The 4603-nt window shown below is 68.7% G+C and carries 4 protein-coding genes; 3 read left to right on the top strand and 1 reads right to left on the bottom strand.

The window, feature by feature from the left end; translation table 11 throughout:
- Positions 1 to 55 precede the first annotated feature (55 nt).
- Positions 56 to 1309 (bottom strand): NAD(P)-dependent malic enzyme, encoded by a 1254-nt coding sequence (locus ACRWND_RS30300; protein ID WP_431955094.1) that lies wholly within the window; start codon positions 1307 to 1309, stop codon positions 56 to 58.
- A gap of 494 nt (positions 1310 to 1803) precedes the next feature.
- Between ACRWND_RS30300 and ACRWND_RS30295 the strand changes: the two genes are divergently transcribed.
- Genes ACRWND_RS30295 through ACRWND_RS30285 form a run of 3 tightly spaced genes read left to right on the top strand, consistent with a single transcriptional unit; the run spans position 1804 to position 4540 of the window.
- Positions 1804 to 2763: an ABC transporter substrate-binding protein gene (locus ACRWND_RS30295; protein WP_431955092.1), complete on the top strand. Its 960-nt coding sequence runs from the start codon at positions 1804 to 1806 to the stop codon at positions 2761 to 2763.
- A 29-nt stretch (positions 2764 to 2792) separates the two neighbouring features.
- Positions 2793 to 3755: an amino acid ABC transporter permease gene (locus ACRWND_RS30290; protein WP_431955090.1), complete on the top strand. Its 963-nt coding sequence runs from the start codon at positions 2793 to 2795 to the stop codon at positions 3753 to 3755.
- Positions 3752 to 4540, top strand: a complete 789-nt coding sequence (locus ACRWND_RS30285; RefSeq protein ID WP_431955088.1) for an amino acid ABC transporter ATP-binding protein — start codon at positions 3752 to 3754, stop codon at positions 4538 to 4540. Before ACRWND_RS30290 ends, ACRWND_RS30285 begins: the two co-directional genes overlap by 4 nt.
- Positions 4541 to 4603: the final 63 nt, after the last annotated feature.

Below are 4603 nucleotides of genomic sequence, written 5' to 3'. Positions count from 1 at the left end.
ACAGGGGGGGGGAACAGCGCCACGCGTCGGCGTGGGATGCGCGCCTCGGCGGCGCTCAGCGCCGGGCGACGCCCTCGGCGCGGGCGGCCGCGGCGACGGCGGCGGCGACCGCGGGGGCCACGCGGTCGTCGAAGGGCGAGGGGATCACGCAGTCGGCGGCGAGCTCGCCGTCCACGACCGCGGCCAGCGCCTCGGCCGCGGCGATCTTCATGCCCTCGGTGATCCGGGAGGCCCGCACCTGCAGTGCGCCCGAGAAGATGCCGGGGAAGGCGAGCACGTTGTTGATCTGGTTGGGGAAGTCGCTGCGCCCGGTGGCGACGACGGCCGCGTACTTGTGCGCCACGTCGGGGTGGATCTCCGGCGTGGGGTTGGCCATCGCGAAGATGAAGCAGCCCTTCGCCATGGTGGCGACGGCCTCCTCCGACACCATGCCGCCGGAGACGCCGATGAAGACGTCCGCGCCGGCGAGCGCCTCCTCCAGCGTCCCGCTGAGCCCGGCCTTGTTGGTGTAGGCGGTGAGCTCGCGCTTGGAGGGGTTCAGGTCGTCCCGGCCCGCGTGCACCACACCCTTGCGGTCGGTGACGGCGACGTCCCCGATGCCCGCCTCGACGAGGATCTTGGCGATGGCGACGCCGGCGGCGCCCGCCCCGGAGATCACCGCCCGCAGCTCGCCCAGCGCCCGGCCGGTCAGACGGGTGGCGTTGCGCAGCGCGGCGAGGGTGACGACGGCCGTGCCGTGCTGGTCGTCGTGGAAGACCGGGATGTCCAGGCGCTCCTGCAGCCTGCGCTCGATCTCGAAGCAGCGGGGGGCGGAGATGTCCTCGAGGTTCACCCCGCCGAAGGAGGGGGCGAGGCGCACGACGGTCTCGACGATCTCGTCCACGTCAGTGGTGGCGAGCGCGATCGGCACGGCGTCCACGCCGCCGAACTGCTTGAAGAGGATCGCCTTGCCCTCCATCACCGGCAGGGAGGCCTGCGGGCCGATGTCGCCGAGGCCCAGCACCGCCGTTCCGTCCGTGACCACGGCCACGACCTGGGACGTCCACGTGTAGTCGTGGACCAGCTCGGGCCGGTCGGCGATCGCGGTGCAGACACGGGCGACGCCCGGGGTGTAGGCCATCGACAGGTCGTCGGCGTCGCGCACCGGGACGGTGGCGGTCATCTCCATCTTGCCGCCGCGGTGCAGGGCGAAGACCGGGTCCACGGGGCTTTCCGGGCCGTCGCCGTCGGTGTCCGCGTGTGCGAGGCCGTCACCGCTCCCGGTGCCCTCGCTGCCGCTGGTGCGAGGATTGACAATCTCCGCTGCCACTGTTGACCCCTTTGTCCGAATTGTTGTTGAGGGTACTACCCCCCGCGCCAGGGGATAGCCGGGCTCGGCTTCCGTACACCCGGACGTGAGTGGTCCCGGGCGCCACGGAGGCCGGGCGCGCCGCACGCACGCCGAGGGGCCCCGATGGGGGTGAGGGTCCGCGCTGCGGGAAGACGCTCTCCGCTGAGGAGTCTGTGCGCCGCGGCGCGGCGTCGCACATCCGGAACGTCCGGTCACGACGCGACAAGTCGTCCGCATAGCGGGACAAGAAACGTGATGCACGCAACGTCGCGGTACGGCCCCACCGCGATCGGCCTTGGTGTAGCGGCCCGGTGAGGACAAGGGGATCGCCCGTTATGCGATTTTGACACATCCGGACACCCAAGAGTGCGTGTCCGGATGGCAAGATGCGGAGATCACACACGTAAGCGACACCCGAACGTGTGCACCCGAAGACCGGCTGCTCCCAGGATTCCCCGCAGGAGGAACCAGCAATGACCGCACGTACCACCCGTCGCGCGACCGTGACCACCCGCTTCGCCGCGGTCGGCGCGATCGCGGTCGCAGGCGCCCTCGTCCTCACCGGCTGCGGCGACCAGACGGACAAGGGCGGCTCCTCGTCCGCGTCGAGCAACGCGTCCAAGGCGCCCCTCTTCGACAAGCTCCCGAAGTCGGTGCAGTCGGCGGGCGTGCTCAAGGTCGGCTCCGACATCGCGTACGCCCCGGTGGAGTACTACAAGGACGGCAAGGCGGTCGGCATCGACCCCGACATCGCCGACGCCCTGAGCAAGCAGCTCGGTGTGAAGGTCGAGTTCCAGAACGGCAAGTTCGCCCAGCTCATCGTGGGTCTGCAGTCCAAGCGCTTCGACATGATCATGTCGGCGATGAACGACACCAAGGACCGCCAGAACGGCGTCGACTCCGACACCGGCAAGACGGTCGGCGAGGGCATCGACTTCGTCGACTACTTCACCGCCGGCACGTCGATCCTGGTCCAGAAGGGCAACCCCAAGGGCATCAAGTCCCTGGACGACCTCTGCGGCAAGACCGTCGCGCTCCAGCAGGGCACCACCTCCGAGGGCATCGCCAAGGACCAGGCCAAGAAGTGCCAGGCCGACGGCAAGGGCAAGCTCACCCTGCAGACCTTCGACACCGACCCCGAGGCGCTGCTCCGCCTCAAGCAGGGCGCGTCGGCCGCCGACCTCAATGACTTCCCGGTGGCCTCGTACAACGCGCAGACCTCCGGCGGCGGCAAGGACTTCGAGGTCGTCGGCGACCAGATCGGGGCGGGCCCGTACGGCATCGGTGTGACCAAGCAGAACACCGAACTGCGCGACGCGCTCAAGGAAGCCCTGGACGCGATCATCAAGAACGGCGAGTACACCAAGATCCTCGAGAAGTGGAATGTCACTGACGGCGCGGTGACCTCCGCGACGGTCAATGGCGGTTCCTGAGCCCCACGTTCCGCTGAAGGGCAGTCATCGTGACTGACAAAACCGACAAGGCGCCGGGCGGCAACCCACCCAGGGGCACCGGAACCGCCTCGGCGGCCGCCGCCGGAGGTGCTCCACACGCCATCAAGGCGGTTCCGGTGCGCCACTACGGCCGCTGGATCTCGGCCGTGCTCGTCATCGCCGTGCTGGTGCTCATAGGTATCGCGTTCTCCAACGCGAACATCAACTACGGCATCATCCCGGACTACCTCACGGACGGGACCATCCTGTCCGGCGCCTGGCACACGCTCTACATCTCGGTCCTGGCGATGGTGGTCGGCCTGGTACTCGGGGTCGTGCTCGCCATCATGCGCATGTCGGACAACCCGGTCACCAGCACGGTCGGCTGGCTGTACGTCTGGCTGTTCCGTGGCACGCCGGTGTACGTCCAGCTCCTGATCTGGTACAACCTCGCCCTGATCTTCCCGGTTCTGAACCTCGGGTTCTACAAGGACGAGATGAACCAGGTCATGACCCCGTTCCTGGCCGCGTTGCTGGGGTTGGGTCTGAACGAGGCCGCCTACATGTCCGAGATCGTCCGGGCGGGCATCCAGTCCGTCGACGAGGGCCAGACCGAGGCGTCGCATGCCCTGGGCATGTCCAAGGGACAGACTCTGCGCCGGGTCGTCCTGCCCCAGGCGATGCGCGTTATCGTGCCTCCGACCGGCAACGAGTTCATCAACATGCTCAAGACCTCGTCGCTGGCCTACGCCGTCCAGTTCAACGAGCTCCTGAAGCGGGCAAACGACATCTCCAGCACCACGCTCGCGGTCATGGAGATGCTGTTCGTCGCCTCGGTCTGGTACCTGATCCTCACCACAGTGTTCAGCGTCGGCCAGTACTACCTGGAGCGCCGGTACGCCCGCGGTTCCACACGCAATCTGCCGCCCACGCCGTGGCAGCGGCTCAGGGCGAACCTCACCTCCTTCCGCCGCCCGGAGGTGGCCCGATGACCGACTTCAACATGGGCATTCCCGGTGGCCCCATGGTCAAGGCGGAGGGCGTCCACAAGTCCTTCGGCGCGGCCCACATCCTCAAGGGCATCGACCTAGAGGTCGCCCCACGTGAGGTGTTCTGCCTGATCGGGCCGTCCGGCTCCGGCAAGTCCACGTTCCTGCGGTGCATCAACCACCTCGAGAAGATCAGCGCGGGCCGCCTGTGGGTGGACGGCCATCTTGTCGGCTACCGCCAAAAGGGCGACAAGCTGTACGAGCTCAAAGACAGGGAAGTGGCCGCCCAGCGCCGGGACATCGGCATGGTGTTCCAGCGCTTCAATCTCTTCCCGCACATGACGGCCATCGAGAACGTCATGGAGGCCCCGGTCATGGTGAGGGGCGAGGCCAAAGCCGTCGTCCGCGAGCGGGCGACGCGCCTGCTGGACCGGGTCGGCCTGCGCGACAAGGCCGGGCACTACCCCGCCCAGCTCTCCGGTGGCCAGCAGCAGCGGGTGGCCATCGCCCGCGCGCTGGCGATGGAGCCGAAACTGATGCTCTTCGACGAGCCCACCTCCGCGCTCGACCCGGAGCTGGTCGGCGACGTCCTGGACGTCATGCGGGGTCTGGCGGAGGACGGCATGACGATGATCGTCGTCACGCACGAGATGGGCTTCGCGCGCGAGGTCGGCGACGCCCTGGTCTTCATGGACGACGGTGTCGTCGTGGAGTCCGGCCACCCGCGCGACGTGCTCACCGACCCGCAGCACGACCGCACCAAGGCCTTCCTCTCCAAGGTCCTCTGACCGCGCGCGGACGAGGGGCGGCGCCGGACGGCGCCGCCCCTCCCACGTTCCCCCACGGCACGG

Origin of the sequence: Actinacidiphila sp. bgisy167 (assembly GCF_965342175.1) — a bacterium.
GTDB lineage: Bacteria > Actinomycetota > Actinomycetes > Streptomycetales > Streptomycetaceae > Actinacidiphila.
The sequence above is the reverse complement of the archived record's forward strand: the minus strand, read 5'-3'. Positions and strand labels throughout refer to the sequence as shown.

Bases quoted from the DNA above. Each gene is read 5' to 3' on its own strand.
- ACRWND_RS30295 (WP_431955092.1), top strand. From the start codon at position 1,804: ATGACCGCACGTACCACCCGTCGCGCGACCGTGACCACCCGCTTCGCC.
- ACRWND_RS30285 (WP_431955088.1), top strand. From the start codon at position 3,752: ATGACCGACTTCAACATGGGCATTCCCGGTGGCCCCATGGTCAAGGCG.